Raw genomic sequence first — 14137 nt, forward strand, 5'->3', positions numbered from 1 at the left:
CCTCCTCTCATCAACTATTCGGTAGAGATTGAACACATGTTCAACTAACCTGAGCACTGTGGTATTTCATCCAAGGCCTGCCCATGACCATCGACCCTCCCAAACTGCGCCGCACCAACCCCGACGAACGCCGGGACCTGCTGATTGCCGCCACCCTCACCTGCCTGGCCCGCGATGGGCACGCCGGGATTTCCGTGCGGCGCATTGCCTCCGAGGCCGGGGTGTCGGTGGGGTTGCTCAACCACCATTTCGGCACCATCGACGCACTGATCGCCGAGACCTACCACAAGCTGGCCAACGAGCTGACCAGCGCCCTGTGGGAACAGGTCGAGTTGGCTCAAGGCGCCGCCGCGCGCCTGGATGCGTTTCTCAGTGCCTCGTTCTCGCCCAGGGTCATGGACCCCGACCTGCTGGGCGTGTGGGTGGTGTTCTGGAGCCTGATCCGCCACTCGCCCCACGTGAACCAGTCCCACGAAAACAGCTACCACGCCTACTTGGCGTTGATCCAACAACTGCTGGACGACCTGGCCCGCAGCGAAAACCTGGTGATCCACGACAGCCGCCTGGCCGCCATTGGCCTATCGGCGATGCTCGACGGACTCTGGCTCGAGGGGTGCCTCAACCCCGGCACTTTCAGCCCCGCCAACGGCCTGCACATCTGCCGCTGCTGGGTACAGGGGTTGCGTCACGGAGCATTCGGCGCCGACCACATCCTGTGACACCGGGTGCCGCGCACTGAGCATGGCCAGGGTGCCGCTGGCCGCGATCAACACTGCGCCGACAATCAGCGAGCCATCCATCAGCGTGCCCCACACCAGGCTCGACAAAAGGAACGCCCAGATCAACCCGGTGTATTCAAACGGCGCCAGCAAAGTCGCCGTGGCACGACGGAAACTGGCAAACAGCAGGAACTGGCCAACCCCGCCGACCAGGCCCGCCGCCAACATGCCCAGCCAGGCTGGGGTGGGCGACGGCGTATGGGTCCAGGGCAAGGTCACCGCCATGCACAGCACAAACACCACGTTGGTGATCAGCATCTGCTCCAGCACCGAGGTGGCCGGGTCGACCTGGCGCAACTGGATGTAGGTAAACGCCCAGCACAAGGCCGCGGCCAAGGTCAGCGCGATGGGCAGCGGGTCCATCATCTGGCTGGGGCGACAGGCGATCACTACGCCGACAAAGCCGATGACCAGCGAGATCCACTGGCCGCGGCTGGCACGTTCCTTGAGGATCAGCGCCGCGAGCAGCGTGACCATGATCGGTGCGGAGAAATACAGCGTGGTCATTTCCGCCAGGCTCAGGTCCTTGGCAGCGGTGTAGTACAGCAACCATGCCAGCAACGACAACAGCCCGCGGATGATCAGCAAGCGGCGGCTGGCCGAGGTCCACGCGCGCCGCAACAGCCCCATGCGCCCAGCCATCACGCAGGCGGCCACCACCACCAGGCTGCGCCAGAACAGGATGGTGAACACCGAGTAATCGGCCACCAGCCATTTGATCACCGCATCCTGCAACGCCAAGAACGCGTAGGCCAGGGAACACAGGGCAATCCCTTGCAGCGATCGGTCCTGTTTCATCCGGCCGACCTGCGCAGTGGCGTGCCACGCCGTTCGGCAATCGCGTATGCAGCTTCGATCAGGAAGGTCAGGCACAAATAGACGCCCGCCACGAGCAACAGCGGCTGGTAGATCTGCAGGGTCTGTGCCCGCACCACGTTGGCCGCGCCCAGCAGGTCAACCACGGCAATGGTCGAGGCCAGTGCGGTGGACTTGAGTAGCATCACCGTCTCCCCGGCCAGGGTCGGCAGCAACAGGCGCATCGCGCGTGGCAAGCGCACCCGCAGCAGCGCCCGGCGTGGGGTCATGCCGAACGCCGAGGCGGCTTCCATTTCACCCTTGGGCACGGCCAGCAGGCCGCCGCGGATCACCTCGCCCACGTAGGCGCCGACCGACAGCACCAGGGCAAACACGATGTACCAGTAGCCATCGCGCAGGTACGGCCACAGGACGCTGGCGCGAATCATCGGGAACTGGGCGAACAGGCTGCCCAGGCCGTAGTAGAAAATGTAGATCTGGATCAGCAGTGGCGTACCGCGCAATACGCTGGTGTAAGCCAACGCCCCACGCGCCAGCCACTTGCGCCGTGACAACCGCGCCAGCGCGACCAGCACCGCCAGGGCAAACCCGAGTACCGCCGACACCACCAGCAGCGACAAGGTGGTCTGCAACCCCTTGGCGATTAGGCCGGCGTAATAGCTTATCCATTCAGGCATGGGCCGCTCACTCGACAACCGGCATCCAGCGACGGATACGTCGCTCCAGGCGCCCGGACAGGTAATTGGAAGCCAGCGTCACCAGGTAATACAGGGCGGCGGCCGTGAGGTAGAACAGCAGGTAGTGGCGCGTGGAACCCGCCGCCTGCTTGGCGGTGTACAGCAGCTCGTTGGTGCCCACCACGCTGATCAAGGCGCTGTCCTTGATCAGGTTGATCCACAGGTTGGACATGCCGGCCAGGGCGAAGGGCGCCATGATCGGCAGGGTCACCCGCCGGAACAGGCCGAACCCGCTCAAGCCAAAAGCCCGTGCCGCTTCTATCTGTCCGTGGGGAATCGCGAGGATCGCCGCGCGGAAAATCTCCGAGGCGTAGGCGCCCTGCACCAGGCCCAACACCAGGATGGCCACCAGCGGGCCGCTGATATTCACCTGCTCGACGCCCATCCACAGCATCAGCGCGTTGAGCCCCATGGAGCCTGCGTAATACAGCAGCAGGATCAGCAGCAGTTCCGGCACCGCGCGAAACACCGTGGTGTAGCCGCGCATCAGCAGCGCAATCGGGCGCGGCGCACTGAGCTTCGCGCAGGCCACCACCAGGCCGATCAGCAAACCCACCGCAAAGGAGCCGGCGGAGATCTGCAGGGTCATCCATAACCCCTTGAGCAATGCATTGCCCCACCCCTGTTCGCCGAAGCTGAGAAGGTCGAACATCATTCGCTCTTCTGGGCGACTTGTTGGTACGGGCTGTCACAAGTCTTGCTCACAAACGCCGGGGTGTCGGTGCGTTTGCACGGGCTGACCGACAGGCCGAAGTAGTGCTGCGACAGGTCGTCATAATCCTTGCTCACCAGCAGCTCGCCGATGGCCTTGTCCAACCGGGCCTTGAGCGCGGTGTCTTCCTGGCGCAAGCCGGCGCCGACGCCACGGCCGATGATCGGGTCGTAGGGCACGCTGGCTATGTGCGCCAGGCCGCTGGCCTCGGGGGTCTTGACCATCATGGCGATGGCGGTGTCGTCGGCCATCATGTAGTCGATACGCCCGGCGATCAGGTCGGCGTTGGCCGATTCCTGGGTATCGTAGTACTTGAGGTCAGCGATGTTTTCGTAGTACTTCTTCAGGTAATTGGCGCTGACGGTGGAGATCTGCACGCCGATCAACTTGCCCTTCAGGCCCGCCGGGGAGATCTCGACTTCGCTGCCCTTGGGCCCGGCGACACCCAGCAGCGAGTCGTAGTAGGCACGGCTGAAGGCGATCTGTTTTTCGCGCTCATCGGTCACCGACATCGATGAAAAAATCACGTCGATCTTCTTCGCCAGCAATGAGGGAATGATGCCGTCCCACGCCACTTCCTTAATCTGGCATTCGGCTTTCATGCCCTCGCAGAGCTTGTGGATCAGGTCGACTTCAAACCCTGACCACTGGCCGTTACCGCCCTTCACGGTAAACGGAGGGTAAGGTTCGGCCGCCACTGCGAACACGATCGGTTTGTCTGCCGCCCATGTGAAACCTGCGGCCATCATCAACACTGCACTGCTCAACCACGTTGCCATACGCTTGGATTTCATGATTTTGCCCCGTCTTTTTCTGGAGTTAGCGAGTTTGATGCGCGTTGACGAACTGCCGGCAACGCTCACTGCGTGGGTCGATAAACACCGCATCCGGCGAGCCGGTTTCTTCGATCATGCCTTGGTGCAGAAACGCCACTTTGGACGACACATCCCGGGCGAAGGCCATTTCATGGGTGACCAGGATCATGGTGCGGCCTTCCTCGGCCAGGGAGCGGATCACCCGCAGCACTTCGCCCACCAGTTCCGGGTCGAGGGCCGAGGTGGGTTCGTCGAACAGCATGACTTTGGGCCGCATGGCCAGCGCACGGGCAATCGCCACGCGCTGTTGCTGGCCACCGGAAAGGAACGCCGGGTACTCATTGCGCTTGGCGGCCAGGCCGACGCGGTCGAGCAACGCTTCGGCGCGTTCGATGGCCTCGGCGCGGCTTTCGCGCAGCACCTGGGTGGGGGCCTCGATGAGGTTTTCCAGCACCGTGCGGTGCGGCCACAGGTTGAAGTTCTGGAACACCATGCCCAGGGTCGAGCGGATGCGCACCAGTTGCTTGGCGTCCGCCACCAAGGGCGCGCCGGGGCGACCGTAGTTGAGCTTGATGCTTTCGCCGTCGACGTGGATGCTGCCCTGGTCTGGCACTTCGAGCATGTTGATACAGCGCAACAAGGTACTTTTGCCCGACCCGCTGGCGCCGATCAGCGAGATCACATCGCCTTCGTGGGCGGTGAGGGAAATGCCCTTGAGCACCTCGATATTGCCGAAGCGCTTATGCAGGTCGATGACCTCGATCATCTTCTTGGCTGCCAAGGGTTGCACCACTTCAATCCTGGGCGCAGCAGCGGCACGCGGTTCACCGGCCAGCTTGGCGACAAACCCTGCGATGCGCTGGCAGGCTTGGGCCAGGCGCTCCTCCCCCAGCGTGAACGACAACCGCACGAACCCTTGGGCGGGCTCGCCGAACGCGGCAGCGTCCAGCACTGAAACCCCGGCTTCGCGAAACAAGCGCCAAGCGAAATCCAGGGAGCCCAGGCCGGTATCGCGCACATCCACCAGCACAAACATGCCTGCTTGCGGCGCCTGCACCTTGATTCCAGGGCATGCACTCAGCCCCGCTACCACCAGGTCGCGCCGGCGCCGGTAAATCTCGCGCATGCCCTGGGTCACTTGATCATGGGCCAGCACCGCCGCGGTCGCGGCTTCCATCACAAAACCGGGTAGCCCGTAGAGCATGCTCAACACCAGGGTTTCGGCATGGGCGACCATTTGCGGCGTCGCGACAATCCAGCCGATGCGCCACCCCGTCATGGCGTGGGACTTGGACAAGCTGCCAATCACGACACAGCGCTCCGCCATGCCCGGCAGCGCGGCGAGGCTGTGGTAGTCGCCGTCGAACACCAGGCTTTCGTAGACCTCGTCCACTACCACCCACAGGTCGTGGGCGATGGCCAGGTCGGCGATGGCTTGCAACTCCTGCGGATTGAGCACCACGCCGGTCGGGTTGTTCGGGTTGGAAAAGAAAATCGCCCGCGTCCGGGGCGTGATCGCGGCGCAGAGCCGTTGCGCATCGAGGCGAAAACCCGACGCCGGCGAGCACGGCACGCGCACCAGTGTTGCACCACTTGCCTTGAGCGTGGCCTCGTAGGTGACGTACATCGGGTCGAGCACCAGCACCTCGTCACCGGCCTGCAACAGACACAAGGACGTCACGAACAAGGCGTTCTGCGCACCGGCCACGGTGATCACGTTCGTAGCATTGAGCGCACGCTCCAGCGTGTTGCTGTAGCGCGCGGCGATGGCCTCGCGCAGCGCCGGGCGCCCCGGGATTTCGGTGTAATGGGTGTCGCCTTCGCGCAAGGCCGTGACGGCGGCATCGGTAATGAAGGAGGGCGTGGCGAAATCAGGGTCACCGACGCTGAGGATGATGATGTCTTCGCCCTGGCTGGCGGCCTGGAATGCAGCATGGTGGATGTCCCAGGCGGCTACGCCCTGCCCTGCAATTCGATCGACGAAGGGGGAAAACCGCATGCCAGAGCCTCTCGTTCAAGAAGAAAAAGCGCGACCCCGTTGCTGTGCAAGGGGTGGATGCGGTCAACATAGTTCAAACTGAACAGTCGTTCAATGGGTAAATCCAGCCCCGTGTCGTTTATCGTCCAAAGAGGTCGTTGTGGTGATTCCTGCGGATTCGCACCTGGCTCATCAGGCCGCAGCGACAACCCGGCAACTCGCCGGCCGCGCCGAGGTTGAACTTGAAGAGCGCCACGTGATTGAGCGCGATAAAGATGCCCGGGCGCAGGCCGCTGTCGCAGTCGGGGCTGCGCCAGTGTGAAAACCATCGGCTCGCAGTTGGCCCAATCACATTGAACCCGTGACCGGCTATGGTCCTCCAACCGGAACAGACCACGGCCTTGGCGCACGCTTGATGACTTTTATTCTATGGATGGCCGTACTGGGCGCCGTATTGCTCACCCTTGCCCTCACCTCCTCCTACCTGCGCTGGATGCCAGTGACCACCTCGGCAGTGTGCCTGCTGCTGGGCGTGGGGATTGGCCCGCTGGGCGTTGACCTGTTGCACCTGGATATCAAGAACTCCGCGCGCTGGATGGAGCACCTGACCGAAGTCGCCGTGCTGTTTTCGTTGTTTGTCAGCGGTTTGAAGTTGCGCCTGCCGCTCAAGCACCGCACCTGGCGCATCGCGTTCGGCATGGCCGGGCCAGTGATGCTGCTGACCATCCTCGGCATCTGCCTGGCGCTGCATTACCTGTTTGCGATGTCCTGGGGCGTCTCGCTGCTGGTGGGCGCGATTCTGGCACCGACTGACCCGGTGCTGGCGGGCCTGGTGCAGGTCAATAATGCCCAGGACTATGACGCACTGCGCTTTGGGCTGTCCGGCGAAGCGGGGTTGAACGACGGCACCGCCTTCCCCTTCGTGATCTTCGCCCTGCTGTTCATGCAGCATGGCGGGTTCGACGGTGACTGGCTGGGCGGTTGGGTGCTGAAAAACCTGCTGTGGGCAGTGCCGGCCGGCTTGTTGATTGGCTATTGGATGGGCCGCGGCATTGGCCGCGTGACGCTGTGGCTGCGCATCACCAACAGTGACAGCACGCTCTCGCCCAATGACTACCTGACGCTCGCGCTGATCGCGCTGGCCTACGTGGTCGCCGAGGCGGTGGGTGGCTATGGCTTCCTGTCGGTGTTTGCGGCAGGGCTGGGGTTGCGGCAGGCGGAATTTCGCTCCACGGGGCATTCGACAACGCCGTCGGAGCATCTCGCGCTGCCGGTGGTGGGCCACCTGGAGGTCGAGCCCGACCGCGCGCTGCAAGGCGATGTCAGCGAACTGAAGGATACCCAGATCGCTGCCGGCGTGATGATGGGCGACATGCTCTCGTTTGGCAGCCTGGTGGAGCGTTCGATGGAGGTGTTCCTGGTGACGGTGCTGGGCATCGTACTGGTGAGCCACTGGGATTGGCGCGCACTGCCGGTGGCGGCGTTGCTGTTCTGTGTGATTCGCCCGATAGGCGTGCTGGCAATGCCTTGGGGCAGCCTGATCGATAGGCGCCAACGCGGGCTGATGGGATGGTTCGGCATTCGGGGGATCGGCAGTATTTACTACCTGTTCTACGCGCTCAATCACGGGCTGATCGGCACCAGCAGCGCGGTGGCGGTGAACCTGACGTTGTCAGTGGTAGCCCTGAGCATCGTCGTTCATGGCCTGAGTACCCAGCCGATGCTGGTGTGGTATGAACGACGAGCCAAGGCGAAAGCTCAGTCCTGACGCTCGGTATTGCCGAAGTCTGCCGCATCATCCAGATCGTTGAGCGGCACTTCTGCATCATCCATCAGCGATCCGGGATCTTCATTGCCCGGGTCGTTGAGTTCGTCATCGAGTTCTTTTGACATGATCGTCTCCTCTAACCGCCTTGGGTGTCGATATCAGCATCGGTTTCAGGCTTGGGCTCGCGCTCAGGCTTGAAGTCTGGACTGTAGTCGTTTTCCTTGGCTTTGGGGTCTTTGGCCGGGACCGGGTCCTTGGGCGCGTCTGCAGCGGTACCGGGGGCCGGTTCGCCACCGTCGATGGCAGGATCGTTGCGGTCATCGATTTGCGGGTCTTTGCTTGTGCTCATGGGTCACCTCTTGGCAGGCCGGTGGGAAATCAGCAGGGCCTGAAGGTAAGGCGCCGCGCCGAACGGTGAAGTTCCGTTCGATTGCTCACCGGATCGGGTTGTCGACCTGGATATAGAACGCGTAAATCCCCAGCAGCAGCCAGAACACCATGAACAACCAGGGGGCTCGCATGGAGAAGAGCAGCGACTTGCGATAGCCCTTGTGGGACGACTCCATTTCGGAAAACAGCGGCGATTCATCGTAGGCCATACCCATCACCGGCTCGCTGCGCAGCAGTTCGCTCTGTTTGTAATGCCAGTGGTCAATGATTTCGTACGCGGCCCGAATGCCTGGCCAGGCATTCAGTGAGCTGAGAATGCCCAGCGAGACCAGGAACACCGGCACCACCAGGGTGAACAGCTTGCCCCACTCCGGGTTGAGGTTGCCCATGCCGGAGACAAAGGCGATGACCAGGAACGACTGCGCCGTGAGGTAGGCGTCGGTGCGGTTGGCCAGGATGGTGGTTTCGTACTGGATTTCACGCCGGTAGAAATCCAGGCGGTCCTTGGGCGAGCCGAAGATCTTGGCATTATGCTCGCTGTGGTCGTCCAGGGCCGCTTCCGGCGTGTGGGGAGAGATGATTCTGGGCACGACAGTGCTCCACGCAGGTTCGAGTCCTATTAGAAGAATGGGGGGGCGGTGAAGTTCAAGTTTGTTCGTGCACTGCCTTGGTGCGAGCCATGCGCCGTTATGGCAATGTGCGGTATACCCACTGCAGGCGCCCGGCTGGCCGACGATGGCGGCCGTGACACCGCCACCGCCGGCAAGCCGGGCCCCGCCCCAAAACCCTTGGCCCTGCAGCGAGTAATCGACAGCGTGCATGGGCATTCCGGCACAGGCATTGCTTTATCCTTTCATCTGCCCGGATTCAGGAGCATTCGTTACCCCCCGACCCAGAGCCGATCCCATAAGAAAGTAAGGACCAGGCCCGTGGGCACCCTCAGCCACGGCCCTTATAAAAATGCGTTTTTTGAAACGGCAGTGCCACCCAAGCTTCCCTCGGCACTGACAAGGTACTGGAATGGCTCGATCTTTCTTCGATGAAATGAATGATGCAGACGGCGTGTGCCGTGCGCATTATCAGGATTTCTCCCGCTGGCTGGGCAATACGCCGCCGGAATTGCTGGCCCAGCGTCGCCGTGAAGCCGATTTGCTGTTCCACCGCGCCGGGATCACCTTCACCCTGTATGGCGACGAGCAGGACACCGAGCGCCTGATCCCCTTCGACATCATCCCGCGCAGCATCCCCGCCAGCGAATGGAGCGTGATCGAACGCGGCTGCATCCAGCGCGTCAACGCGCTGAACATGTTTCTTGCCGACATTTACCACGACCAGCGCATCATCAAGGCTGGGATCATCCCGGCGGACCAGGTGTTGGGCAACGAGGGTTACCAGAAGGCGATGGTCGGCTTGGACCTGCACCGTGACATTTATTCCCATATCTCGGGGGTTGACCTGGTGCGTGATGGCGACGGCACCTACTACGTGCTCGAAGACAACCTGCGCACCCCCAGCGGCGTGAGCTACATGCTCGAAGACCGCAAGATGATGATGCGCCTCTTCCCCGAGGTGTTCGCCAAGCAGCGCATCGCGCCGGTGGACCACTACCCCAACCTGCTGCTCAAGACCCTCAAGAGTTCAAGCCGCCTGGACAACCCCAACGTGGTGGTACTGACGCCCGGCCGCTTCAACAGCGCGTTCTTCGAACATGCGTTCCTGGCCCGGGAAATGGGCGTCGAATTGGTGGAAGGCGCCGACCTGTTCGTGCACGACCTCAAAGTGTTCATGCGCACCACCGATGGCCCCAAGCCGGTGGACGTGATCTACCGGCGGATCGACGACGCCTTCCTCGACCCCAAGGCCTTCAATCCCGAATCGATGCTCGGCGTGCCCGGCCTGGTCGCCGCCTATTGCGCCGGCAATGTGGTGCTGGCCAATGCCATCGGCACCGGCGTGGCCGACGACAAGTCGATCTACCCCTATGTGCCGGAAATGATCCGTTTCTACCTGGATGAAGAACCGGTGCTACAAAACGTACCGACCTTCCAGTGCCGCAAGCCCGACGAGCTGTCCCACGTACTGGCCAACCTGCCAGAACTGGTGGTCAAGGAAACCCAGGGCTCCGGCGGCTACGGCATGCTGGTCGGCCCGGCCTCCACCGCGGCCGAGATCGAGGACTTCCGTCAGCGTATCAAGGCCCGTCCCCATGCCTATATCGCCCAACCGACCTTGAGCCTGTCCACCTGCCCCACCTTTGTCGAAAACGGCATCGCCCCACGGCATATCGACCTGCGGCCCTTTGTACTCTCGGGCAAGGAAACCCGCCTGGTGCCCGGCGGCCTCACCCGCGTGGCATTGAAGGAAGGCTCGTTGATCGTCAACTCGTCGCAGGGCGGCGGAACCAAGGACACCTGGGTGGTGGAGGGCTGAGTATGTTGAGTAGAACCGCCGCAGATCTGTACTGGATGTCCCGCTACCTGGAGCGTGCCGAGAACCTGGCGCGCATGCTGGAAGTCAGTTACTCGCTGTCGTTGATGCCCCAGGCCGGGCGCAGCGATGGGCTGGATGAGCTGGCGATGTCGTTGCTCAGCAGCGGCACCCTGGACAGTTACCTGGAGCGTCATAAACAGCTGGACGCCGAACGCATGCTGCACTTCTTCGCCCTCGACGAAGAAAACCCCGCCAGCATCTATAACTGCCTGCGCGCCGCACGCGGCAATGCCCACGCGGTCCGTGGGCGCATCACCGCCGACATGTGGGAAAACCTCAACGCCACCTGGCTGGAAATGCGCAGCATCGCCGCTGGCGGCCTGGCGCGGCACGGCATCAGCCACTTCTGTGATTGGGTCAAGCAGCGTTCGCACCTGTTTCGCGGAGCGACCTCCGGGACGATCATGCGCAATGACGCCTACCGGTTTATCCGCCTGGGCACCTTTGTCGAACGCGCGGATAACACCCTGCGGTTACTGGACGCGCGTTACGAGATGTTTGGCGAAGAGTCGGAAGAAGTCAGCGACTTGTCGGCACGCGGTTATTACCAGTGGAGTGCCCTGCTCCGCGCGTTGTCGTCGTTCGAGGCCTACACCGAGCTGTACCCGAACGCGTTGAATGCGCGATCAGTGTCGGAACTTCTGTTGCTGCGCAGCGACGTGCCGCGTTCGTTGCATGCGTGCATTGAGGAATTGAGCCATATCCTGGCCGATCTACCCGGCAGTTATGGCAGGACCGCGCAGCGACTCGCCGCCGAATTCGAAGCTCGACTGAGGTATACGGGCATTGATGAGATCCTGGAGGATGGGCTGCATAGCCGCCTCACGGACTTCATCGACATGGTGCGCGAGCTGGCACGGGCGATACACAGTTCGTATCTGGAAGTCGTGTAGACCACAACCTTGCAGGCGTCTGCCTTGCCGGCGATAGCGTGGGCAAGCCGGACGCCTGCAGGACGTGTGTGCCTACTGGTTCTTTACCAGCACGGGCTCGGCGCGGTATTGGTCGGGGAACAGTTTTTTGAGCTGTGCCACTTTGGGTAAATCGTTGATCACAATATAGGGGTACGCCGGATTCTCGGTGAGGAAATCCTGGTGATAGGACTCCGCCGGGTAGAACGGCTTGCCCATCTCGATCTGGGTGACGATGGGTTTATCGAAGGCCTTGGCCGCGTCCAGTTGGGCGATGTAGGCCTGAGCGACTTTTTGCTGTTCGGCGTTCTGCGCGAAGATCGCCGAGCGGTATTGGGTGCCGGTGTCGGGGCCCTGGCGGTTGAGTTCGGTTGGGTTGTGGGCGACCGAGAAATAGATCTGCAGCAATTTGCCGTAGCTGACTGTGCTCGGGTCGTAGGTGACTGCAACCGACTCGGCATGGCCGGTATCGCCGTCACTGACGGACTCATATTGCGCGGTGCTCGCGGCGCCGCCGTCATAGCCGGAGACGGCGTTCTTTACACCCTGAACGTGCTGGAAAACCCCTTGGACACCCCAGAAACACCCCCCCGCGAATACAGCGGTTTGCAGGTTGCCGGAGTCGCTGGGTAGGTCCAGCGCAGGGGGGGCGATCGCCACGACATCCTCGGAGGCGCCGAAGGAGAACGCTGGGGTTTGGCCGATAAAGGCGGCGAAGGCAAACACGGGTAAATACTTCAGAAGTTTCATCGCAGTCACTCCAGTGCAACTGAATAAATGGGGCCAAATTGTGGGCGCGGGCTTGCTCGCGAAAGCGGTCTGAACGTCACAGACGTATTCACATTTCTAACGCTTTCGCGGGCAAGCCCGCTCCCACAAGGGTTGGGTCTTCACTTCATGTTTCGAGTGGGTCAGCCGAAGGTGAAGGCGTAGGCCGCCACGTTCGGGTCGAGGAATTCGATAGTGAAGGTATGGTCCTGCACCGCCCCTGGCTGTCGCACCAGTTGGTACAGGCGCTGTTCGGTGACGGTGCCGCTGCCATCCGGTGCTACGTCGGTGCCGTGGGCATCACCGGGGGCCTGGCCGTCGACCGTGACGTTGAACCGCACCGGCTTGCCATCGGCGCCAGGGCCGAGCACCAAGTGCAGGTCACGGGCGTGAAAACGGTAAACGATGCGACCACCCGGCTGGTCGAGGGTGGCTTGCTGGCCACCGACGTTCCATTGGCCTTCCAGGGTCCAGTGGTTCAAGGCCAGGTTGCCGGCGGCCGGGTAGTTCGCCACCTGGTTGGTGGCCAGGGTGCCCGTGCTGATAAAGTTCTCGGCGCGCTGGTAGCCCAGGTAGGTTTCCGGCGACTGCACTTCGTTCATGTCCGGCGCCTGCTGTACGCCCTTGGCATCGGCTTGGATCAAGCCACCCGCGACATTCCTGGCACCGGCTTCACGCAGCAGTTGCTGGATCACACGCTCGGACTCGGCGTAGTCACCTTCTCCAAAGTGGTGATAGCGAATCTGGCCCTTGGCGTCGGCAAAGTAGTGGGCCGGCCAGTACTGGTTGTCGAACGCGCGCCAGATCTTATAGGCGTTGTCGATCGCCACCGGGTAAGTGATGCCCAGGTCCTGCATGGCCTTGGTGACGTTGCTGAAGTCACGTTCAAAGGCGAATTCCGGTGCATGCACGCCAATCACCACCAGGCCCTGGTCGCGGTATTTCTCGGCCCAGGCTTTCACGTACGGCAAGGTGCGCAGGCAGTTGATGCAGGAATAGGTCCAGAAATCCACCAGCACTACCTTGCCCTTGAGCGCTTCGGCAGTGAGTGGCGGGCTGTTGAGCCATTGCACCGCGCCCTCCAGCGGTGGCAGCGTGCCTTCGATCGGCAGCGTGTCGCTGTGGTTGGCGGCGGCCATCATCGCCCCGCCCTTTTGTTCCGGCTTGGCACTGAGCTTGTCCACCAGGCTCTGTTCCAGGCCACCGGTGGATGCGGTCGATAGCCGCGACAGCACGCCGGTGTCCAGGCCCAGCGCGATAGCGGCCACACCGGCCAGCATCAGCGCACCCAAGCCACGGCGCAGCCATTCGCCGGCGCCGAGGGACTTCTTCATCAAGCCAAAGACTTTACCGCCGACCAGCAAGGCCAGCGCGAGGGAGGTGGCAGCACCGGCGGCGTAGGCCAGCAACAGCAAGGTAGTACCGATGCTGGCGCCCTGCAGCGCGGCGCCGGTGAGCACCAGCCCCAGGATCGGCCCGGCGCAGGGTGCCCACAGCAGCCCGGTGGCCACGCCGATCAGGAACGACGCCCCCGGTCGCGGCCTGGCATCGGCCCCGGCGGCTGCCGACAGGCGACTGCCGGCGGCGACCAGCGGGCGCGTCAGGCGCTCCGACAGTTGCGGCAGCAATAGCGTGAGTCCGAACAGGGCAACGCACAGCAACGCGAGCCAGCGCCCGTATTGATTGACTTGCACCACCCAACCGCCGCCCACTGCCGCCAGCGAGGCCACCAGGGCGAATGTCACCGCCATCCCCGCTAACAGCGGCAAGCCACTGCGCAAAAACGGCTGCCCGGTGCGAGCGAAGACAAAAGGCAGAACAGGCAGGATGCACGGGCTGACGATGGTCAGCACACCGCCCAGATACGCGAGAACCAGCAGCCACATGGGATCTTCCCTTATACGAATGAAAAAACATCGGCTTAAGCCTCGGTGACCCTGTTGGGCTGCTTGGGCAGGCCGCTGGCCAGGAGG

The 14137-nt window shown here is 62.6% G+C and carries 13 protein-coding genes and 1 pseudogene; 4 read left to right on the top strand and 10 right to left on the bottom strand.

What is annotated here, in order from left to right; translation table 11 throughout:
• Positions 1 to 83: 83 nt before the first annotated feature.
• A pseudogene (locus CQ002_RS08625) lies at positions 84 to 623 on the top strand (TetR/AcrR family transcriptional regulator); the annotation flags it as partial.
• On the opposite strand, the gene CQ002_RS28480 reads toward CQ002_RS08625, so the two are convergent.
• The 5 genes from CQ002_RS28480 to CQ002_RS28705 are packed head-to-tail and all read right to left on the bottom strand — an operon-like array spanning position 579 to position 5858.
• Entirely contained in the window at positions 579 to 1577 is a 999-nt protein-coding gene (locus CQ002_RS28480; RefSeq protein ID WP_034105344.1) for a DMT family transporter, read from the bottom strand. The pseudogene CQ002_RS08625 and the gene CQ002_RS28480 sit on opposite strands and share 45 nt — an antisense overlap.
• Positions 1574 to 2272 (bottom strand): ABC transporter permease, encoded by a 699-nt coding sequence (locus tag CQ002_RS08635; RefSeq protein ID WP_105162166.1) that lies wholly within the window; start codon positions 2270 to 2272, stop codon positions 1574 to 1576. Before CQ002_RS08635 ends, CQ002_RS28480 begins: the two co-directional genes overlap by 4 nt.
• Positions 2273 to 2279: 7 nt before the next feature.
• A complete protein-coding gene (locus CQ002_RS08640; protein WP_034105977.1) occupies positions 2280 to 2984 on the bottom strand; it encodes an ABC transporter permease in 705 nt (234 codons plus the stop codon).
• A complete protein-coding gene (locus tag CQ002_RS08645; protein ID WP_034105347.1) occupies positions 2984 to 3838 on the bottom strand; it encodes a transporter substrate-binding domain-containing protein in 855 nt (284 codons plus the stop codon). The genes CQ002_RS08640 and CQ002_RS08645 overlap by 1 nt, the downstream gene beginning before the upstream one ends.
• Positions 3839 to 3863: 25 nt before the next feature.
• Positions 3864 to 5858 (bottom strand): aminotransferase class I/II-fold pyridoxal phosphate-dependent enzyme, encoded by a 1995-nt coding sequence (locus CQ002_RS28705; RefSeq protein WP_034105350.1) that lies wholly within the window; start codon positions 5856 to 5858, stop codon positions 3864 to 3866.
• A gap of 394 nt (positions 5859 to 6252) precedes the next feature.
• On the opposite strand from CQ002_RS28705, the gene CQ002_RS08655 reads away from it, so the two are divergent.
• A complete protein-coding gene (locus CQ002_RS08655; RefSeq protein ID WP_105162165.1) occupies positions 6253 to 7605 on the top strand; it encodes a sodium:proton antiporter in 1353 nt (450 codons plus the stop codon).
• Here the strand turns inward: CQ002_RS08655 and CQ002_RS28495 are convergent.
• From CQ002_RS28495 to CQ002_RS08665, 3 genes are all read right to left on the bottom strand, one after another.
• Entirely contained in the window at positions 7596 to 7730 is a 135-nt protein-coding gene (locus CQ002_RS28495; protein ID WP_256589335.1) for a hypothetical protein, read from the bottom strand. The two genes, CQ002_RS08655 and CQ002_RS28495, sit on opposite strands and share 10 nt — an antisense overlap.
• An 11-nt stretch (positions 7731 to 7741) precedes the next feature.
• Positions 7742 to 7954, bottom strand: coding sequence for a hypothetical protein (locus CQ002_RS08660; protein ID WP_034105356.1), 213 nt, complete (start codon positions 7952 to 7954; stop codon positions 7742 to 7744).
• A gap of 85 nt (positions 7955 to 8039) precedes the next feature.
• Entirely contained in the window at positions 8040 to 8585 is a 546-nt protein-coding gene (locus CQ002_RS08665) for a hypothetical protein (RefSeq protein WP_034105358.1), read from the bottom strand.
• A 430-nt stretch (positions 8586 to 9015) separates the two neighbouring features.
• On the opposite strand from CQ002_RS08665, the gene CQ002_RS08670 reads away from it, so the two are divergent.
• Both CQ002_RS08670 and CQ002_RS08675 read left to right on the top strand, forming a co-directional pair.
• Positions 9016 to 10425 carry a circularly permuted type 2 ATP-grasp protein gene (locus CQ002_RS08670; RefSeq protein WP_034105360.1) on the top strand — a complete coding sequence of 470 codons (1410 nt, stop codon included), beginning with the start codon at positions 9016 to 9018 and terminating at the stop codon, positions 10423 to 10425.
• 2 nt (positions 10426 to 10427) lie between these two features.
• Positions 10428 to 11378, top strand: a complete 951-nt coding sequence (locus tag CQ002_RS08675) for an alpha-E domain-containing protein (protein WP_034105362.1) — start codon at positions 10428 to 10430, stop codon at positions 11376 to 11378.
• 72 nt (positions 11379 to 11450) lie between these two features.
• Here CQ002_RS08675 and msrA read toward each other — a convergent pair whose 3' ends face one another.
• The gene (msrA, locus tag CQ002_RS08680) at positions 11451 to 12146 is read right to left on the bottom strand and encodes a peptide-methionine (S)-S-oxide reductase MsrA (RefSeq protein ID WP_105162164.1); all 696 of its coding nucleotides are present in this window, start codon (positions 12144 to 12146) and stop codon (positions 11451 to 11453) included.
• Positions 12147 to 12307: 161 nt separating this feature from the next.
• Positions 12308 to 14050 (bottom strand): cytochrome c biogenesis protein DipZ, encoded by a 1743-nt coding sequence (locus CQ002_RS08685; protein WP_105162163.1) that lies wholly within the window; start codon positions 14048 to 14050, stop codon positions 12308 to 12310.
• Positions 14051 to 14137 lie beyond the last annotated feature (87 nt).

This window comes from Pseudomonas sp. MYb13 (genome assembly GCF_002980075.1).
Lineage (GTDB): Bacteria > Pseudomonadota > Gammaproteobacteria > Pseudomonadales > Pseudomonadaceae > Aquipseudomonas > Aquipseudomonas lurida.

What these genes read in the sequence shown, in the direction of transcription:
- CQ002_RS28480 (WP_034105344.1), bottom strand. Translation starts at nt 1,577, where the DNA reads ATGAAACAGGACCGATCGCTGCAAGGGATTGCCCTGTGTTCCCTGGCC.
- CQ002_RS08635 (WP_105162166.1), bottom strand. Translation starts at nt 2,272, where the DNA reads ATGCCTGAATGGATAAGCTATTACGCCGGCCTAATCGCCAAGGGGTTG.
- CQ002_RS08640 (WP_034105977.1), bottom strand. Translation starts at nt 2,984, where the DNA reads ATGTTCGACCTTCTCAGCTTCGGCGAACAGGGGTGGGGCAATGCATTG.
- CQ002_RS08645 (WP_034105347.1), bottom strand. Translation starts at nt 3,838, where the DNA reads ATGAAATCCAAGCGTATGGCAACGTGGTTGAGCAGTGCAGTGTTGATG.
- CQ002_RS28705 (WP_034105350.1), bottom strand. Translation starts at nt 5,858, where the DNA reads ATGCGGTTTTCCCCCTTCGTCGATCGAATTGCAGGGCAGGGCGTAGCC.
- CQ002_RS08655 (WP_105162165.1), top strand. Translation starts at nt 6,253, where the DNA reads ATGACTTTTATTCTATGGATGGCCGTACTGGGCGCCGTATTGCTCACC.
- CQ002_RS28495 (WP_256589335.1), bottom strand. Translation starts at nt 7,730, where the DNA reads ATGTCAAAAGAACTCGATGACGAACTCAACGACCCGGGCAATGAAGAT.
- CQ002_RS08660 (WP_034105356.1), bottom strand. Translation starts at nt 7,954, where the DNA reads ATGAGCACAAGCAAAGACCCGCAAATCGATGACCGCAACGATCCTGCC.
- CQ002_RS08670 (WP_034105360.1), top strand. Translation starts at nt 9,016, where the DNA reads ATGGCTCGATCTTTCTTCGATGAAATGAATGATGCAGACGGCGTGTGC.
- CQ002_RS08675 (WP_034105362.1), top strand. Translation starts at nt 10,428, where the DNA reads ATGTTGAGTAGAACCGCCGCAGATCTGTACTGGATGTCCCGCTACCTG.
- msrA (WP_105162164.1), bottom strand. Translation starts at nt 12,146, where the DNA reads ATGAAACTTCTGAAGTATTTACCCGTGTTTGCCTTCGCCGCCTTTATC.
- CQ002_RS08685 (WP_105162163.1), bottom strand. Translation starts at nt 14,050, where the DNA reads ATGTGGCTGCTGGTTCTCGCGTATCTGGGCGGTGTGCTGACCATCGTC.